The 5,091-nt window shown below is 40.0% G+C and carries 6 protein-coding genes; 2 read left to right on the plus strand and 4 right to left on the minus strand.

Features of this window, described 5'->3' with window-relative positions; genetic code table 11:
- The 4 genes from QME58_14010 to QME58_14025 form a co-directional block, all read right to left on the minus strand.
- A partial coding sequence (locus tag QME58_14010) for a hypothetical protein (GenBank protein ID MDI6804930.1) occupies positions 1-461 on the minus strand: 461 nt, incomplete at its 3' end.
- Positions 458-1,804, minus strand: coding sequence for a DUF935 family protein (locus QME58_14015; protein MDI6804931.1), 1,347 nt, complete (start codon positions 1,802-1,804; stop codon positions 458-460). The genes QME58_14015 and QME58_14010, both read right to left, overlap by 4 nt.
- A 421-nt stretch (positions 1,805-2,225) precedes the next feature.
- The gene (locus QME58_14020) at positions 2,226-2,615 is read right to left on the minus strand and encodes a DUF1320 domain-containing protein (protein ID MDI6804932.1); all 390 of its coding nucleotides are present in this window, start codon (positions 2,613-2,615) and stop codon (positions 2,226-2,228) included.
- Positions 2,616-2,622: 7 nt separating this feature from the next.
- Complete coding sequence (locus QME58_14025; GenBank protein MDI6804933.1) at positions 2,623-3,033, minus strand: hypothetical protein; 411 nt, start codon at positions 3,031-3,033, stop codon at positions 2,623-2,625.
- Positions 3,034-3,143: 110 nt separating this feature from the next.
- Between QME58_14025 and QME58_14030 the strand changes: the two genes are divergently transcribed.
- Together QME58_14030 and QME58_14035 are read left to right on the plus strand one after the other, a co-directional pair.
- The gene (locus QME58_14030) at positions 3,144-4,100 is read left to right on the plus strand and encodes a phage protease (protein ID MDI6804934.1); all 957 of its coding nucleotides are present in this window, start codon (positions 3,144-3,146) and stop codon (positions 4,098-4,100) included.
- Positions 4,101-4,111: 11 nt separating this feature from the next.
- Positions 4,112-4,921: a hypothetical protein gene (locus tag QME58_14035; GenBank protein MDI6804935.1), complete on the plus strand. Its 810-nt coding sequence runs from the start codon at positions 4,112-4,114 to the stop codon at positions 4,919-4,921.
- Positions 4,922-5,091 lie beyond the last annotated feature (170 nt).

Genomic DNA, 5,091 nt, shown 5'->3' on the forward strand with positions numbered 1-5,091 from the left:
ACGATAAAATCTATAACACTAAACTTATATTTGAATTTTTGGAACTGCCCTAAATTTGTTTGCAACTGTCCGGGTGGTGGCATTTTACCCCCCATCGGTATATAGTCGGATAAGATATTATAGGCTTCGTCCCGCCACACATCTTTTATTGACGATTCCGGATGTTGCTGCATGTAAGGATGGCTGCCGTCCATTATAGATGATGCCATTTCCTTCAGCTTCTCTTCGCACTCATAACTCAGCACGCCGGCAACTGTGAACGCCTCAGCGTTAAAATTTTTAAGCAGGTCTTTATCGGCTTTCGAGTATGAGATATTGAATAAACCTCCTTTGGCGGATTCCGTAAACAACCGCAGTAAAACTTTTTTATTAAGTTTAACTACATCACCGATACCTTTACGGTATCCTTTGGCTATACCTTCAGCCAACGTCCTGCTTATTTCACCGTAAACCAATATCATTTGTTATCCTTCATCTCGGCAAGAATTTCGGCAATATAATCGTCAATGTTTTTTTTCTTAATGAGGTTGGTCTCAGAAAACTCAACCGCAGGCGGGTTGGGCGTAAACGAATCCGGTTTTTCTACCAACGTTGCTCCGAACAAAACTTCTGCGTCTTCCTTACTTATGCCTAATCCCAACTGGGCTAACTTTGTCAATAAGTCAGCCTTTTTTAATTTATAGTCAATATCCTCTTCCTGCGTAAACGAAAATTTAGGATAATTACTGACTGATGCAAAATTTATATCAAGAAGCTTTTTAATAAGCTGATTTACGGCTCTGGTTATTAACGACAGGTCTCCCGCCTTAATATCATACCTTACGTAGTTCCCTACAATTGCCTTGGCATAGCTGCCGCCTTGCCCGGTATCCGTGGTCATTGCCTGCCCTAAAGTGCGGATACTCATCTCGTCATTCCAATATTTAACATAATTACTGTAAATATCGGATGACGATAGTTTGTTGCTGTCGTTTAATAAATCGACAGTTGCCGTATTGGGAATTACGGCTTTAAACAGGTTCCCAAAATTTTTAACGGCATTAATTAAAGCATCTCTATCCGGCTTACTCATCAGTGGGTCGTATTTTCCTATTACGCCCGGCGTTGCAAATCGCTCAAGGTAAATGCTCCAGTCTTTTAACCCATAGTTTTTAAAGAAGTATCCCCAAATAAGACTATCTATTAAACCGTTCATTAGCCCGTTATCCTCGTTCCCGTCGAAACTATAAACCTCAAACAAATACAGCGGGTCAATGTCAAAGTAAGGCAGCTTAACATTATCGCTATTTGCCTGCCACCTTAATTCGTGTGTGTCTACGCGGTTTAGGTCTAATATTTTTATCCCCTTATCGTAACAAGCTAAATAATTTGGAAGCATCTTTACCTCCGTTAAGTAATATTTGTAGCCCGAAACTTCATAACTTAGCTGAAAAACAGACTGTCCTTGAATTTGTGCCTCTACAATATCACTTATAAACTGGTCAAACCCAATATTATTAAAGTTTTCATTTACGAAATCAACAAGGGGCTTGTCCTCGCCCTCGATATTCCAGTCGTGTGCTAATACCGACAGCTTCCGCGTTTGGCATAGCCCCGCAATACGAAGATCCTTGCGGCGGATTTCTTCAAAAAGAAGGGCTTTAAAGAAATTTAAACCCTTTCTCGCTGCATCAAGGTAATGTTTTATATTCTCGGACGTTAAACTTGCAAACTCTTCCGAGTAATATTTGAACATTTTTTTTATTTCAGAATTATTATCAAATATTTGTGTGTCTAATATCACAATTCGCTTACTTTTTGTCATATATTTACCTTTTGCATACTTTTTTAATCAGCTTTTTCGCTCATATTTGAGTTATAAGCCATTATTATTTTTTAGGGGTATCTTTTGCCGTCTAAAAAATAGTTCATCGAATTCAACTTTTTTGCTCTGTAGGAAACTTCCAGGAAACTTTTTACCCCCTGTAGGAAACTTTTTTCAACTTTACCCCCCTATTATTCAACTTATTCAACTTTTTTGCTCTGTAGGAAACTTCCAGGAAACTTTTTTTTAGGTATAATCGTTTATTCCAACTCAGAAACAACGTTTTCCTTAAAAATTGTGTTATTTTTTTTGATTTAAAAATAGTGAAAACCTTTTATAACTCATTTTTGGGCGATTTATAATTTAACTGACAGACTCCGCCCGCCGAAGCCGGCGGAGAACCGAACAGATAGAAGGAAACTTAAAACGTATTTCTGTCAAAAACATTGTTTTGCGACTCAAAGTAGATACCTTTCTTTATATTATCGCTTGGTAGAGGCAAATTTGCCTTATGGGCGGCTATATCCTTCAAAAAGTTTAATGCAGCGTCGTATTTATCCTTTACCCGCTCAGGTATTTCGTTATACTGTATCCGGTCATGCAGATAAAACACCGCTATATCGTAACTTAACTGCCTTATAATTTCTGGCGGAGCTGCCATAGGTATTTCAACAACACTCTTTAAATATGAATCTATTAAGCTGTCAGCGGCGCCGATTGCTGCATCTAAGTTGTCATTATTATCCTCTGTCAGTTTTATTATTTCCGTATCTGATATTTTTGTCTTGAAGTATATTTTATCTGTGTACATAGCTGCCTTATAGTTGTTTAATTATATTAACTTCTATCCGGTAAACGTCTATTCCGAAAAAGTATCCGTGTAGGAATACCGCCTCTGTCGAGAATTTTACAACTCCGGGAACGGAAGTAGGGAACGATATTCCAAACCCATCCATGATATTTAAAATATTATCCAGGAAGGCTCTATTACTTGATATGTTATTTTTAATCCCGACGTATATGTTCGCGGTAATTGAGAATCCTATTATAATAGTATCTGTTTCAATTATCGGCTCAGCTTTTACGATGCTCGCGAATACGGCAGGGAATAACGGATTCCATTCGCCGCCCTCTTCAAACTGCCCACTGTAGCTGCCAAGCTCTTTAACCTCGGAGCCAACCGCTGCCTGGATAGCTCCCAATATCTGATCTAATGTTGAGTATATCATAGTATAAGATAATTTGATAAGGAACGATATTCAAGATAAATCGGGACATATACGTATGTGGCCCGATTTATCTTGCATAAGTGGGTGTAGTATAGTTAATTTGATACCAGATGAACAAGTTTTATAAAATATTCAAAGCAGGCAAATATCCGCAGGGCGAAATTACTCAAGCCGACGTTGCCGAGATAGCCACCGGTTACGACCGTAATTTTCACGAAGCTCCGCTCACCGTTAATCACGAAAGCACGTCTCCGGCTTATGCAGTTGTGGACCAGCTTCAGGAACGAGGCGGCGTACTCTACGCATCTTTCGATGAGGTGCTTGAAGAAGCTTACGCTATGAATAAAAAATTCAAAAAACCGTCGGTTGAAATTGCAACCTACGACGATAAAAAATACCTCCGCGCTGTTACTCTTACTAACTTCCCGTCTGTAAAAGGATTGGATAAAATCCAGTTCGACGACTTGTCCGCCGCAGCTTTAGCTCAGGAGGATAACTCTGCAATATTCTTTTCCGACTTTAACCTTAATCTTAATAAAGGAGAAACAATGATTTCCGAAACAATTAAAAAATTTGCTGAAAAAATTTCGCTCAATATATCAGACTATCAATCCGACGGCGACGTGATAGATTCGGCATTGAAAATAATTAACAACCTCAAAATTCAGTTCGCGGATTCGAGCGAGAAAATTAATTCGCTCAGCCTATCACTCTCGAAGTTCACCGAAGCTAACATCTCGGTAGAAAAATTCGGCGAGTTGTCGGAGGAAGTGAAGGCTTTTAAAAAACAACGTGTTGACGATCTTCTCGCATCCGCAGTAACGAACAAAAACATTTTACCCGCGAATGTTGAGAACCTGCGCACGTTCGCCGAACAAAATTTCGATGCAGCAAAAAAACTAATAGACGCTCTGCCGGCTAAAAGCCAGCCGCCTGTTGTTGCTAAGTTCATATCGGAAGAAAAAGAATTGACTTATAAAGAGGTAATGGCAGACCCCAAACTTGCCCAACAACTTTCAGAAGAACAAATTAATGACCTGAAAGCAAAATCAAAGATTTTTAATTAAGGAGAATAAACATGCCTTTTACAAAAGTATTAGTAGCCGACTCTGTCGTCCAGCGGCTCATAGAAAACCAGTCGATTCATTCCTTAATGAATCGAAGCTTCGACGGGCTTGTCCGCCCAGGAGCCACAAGCGTTGACGTGCCAGCGATGCCGATTCTTGTTGTTAAAACGGCAGGTACACCGCCAACGCATGCCGATCGTAAAAAACTAAAAGCCGATACAACGATGGTGAATATCCCCTTCACCCGCGCTGCTATACCTATTGCCGGTGAAATTTTTGCACAGTTAGAAAGTAACGGTATGCTCTTACGCGAATTTACAGAATCAGCAGCCCAGCATTTTAGCGAAAAATTCGACTCCGATGTTATAGTCGCCGCTCAAGGGACAACCGATAAAACCGCTTTCGCAGGTGCCACTATGGCTTGGGCTGATATAATAGACATCAACGCAAAAATGGACAATAATAAAGTCCCTAAGTCGGGCCGTGTTATAGTCGTATCCGCTACATTAGCGGGTGAGTTCTTCAACATCGATGTAGTTAAAAACGCCGCTTCATACCAGCGCGATATTTTAGCGGGCGGTCAGCTTATATCCTTAATGGGTATGCGTTTCTTTATATCCGGGCTTGTTCCTACCGTGCTTATTGCAAAAGCAAATATGGTAGGTATTCACGGACCCGGGCTTGCCTTCATTCTTAACAGAATGATGGACGTCGAGGAAACTTACGACGTCGATAATTTACAACGTAACGTAGACTTTCTGGCGTCGTATGGCGTTAAGCTGTTCGATAACAAGTTCGCAGTCGTAAAACATAAACCATAGTTAATTACTCCCGAGAGAGATAAATAGTGTGGCTCAGTCCGTTCGATGAGCCGCACACTAATTTATTAAACAATTATGACCGGTTGGAACGAACATCAAATATATATAATAAAAGAATGGCTCATCGTGGAAGTGAGTGGGTAAAAATGATAGATAGAAACAGCGTAACA

The organism is Bacteroidota bacterium (genome assembly GCA_030017895.1).
Lineage (GTDB): Bacteria > Bacteroidota > Ignavibacteria > UBA10030 > BY39 > JASEGV01.

Excerpts from the sequence above, each read along its gene's own strand:
- QME58_14015 (MDI6804931.1), bottom strand. The coding sequence starts at position 1,804 with ATGACAAAAAGTAAGCGAATTGTGATATTAGACACACAAATATTTGAT.
- QME58_14020 (MDI6804932.1), bottom strand. The coding sequence starts at position 2,615 with ATGTACACAGATAAAATATACTTCAAGACAAAAATATCAGATACGGAA.
- QME58_14025 (MDI6804933.1), bottom strand. The coding sequence starts at position 3,033 with ATGATATACTCAACATTAGATCAGATATTGGGAGCTATCCAGGCAGCG.
- QME58_14030 (MDI6804934.1), top strand. The coding sequence starts at position 3,144 with ATGAACAAGTTTTATAAAATATTCAAAGCAGGCAAATATCCGCAGGGC.
- QME58_14035 (MDI6804935.1), top strand. The coding sequence starts at position 4,112 with ATGCCTTTTACAAAAGTATTAGTAGCCGACTCTGTCGTCCAGCGGCTC.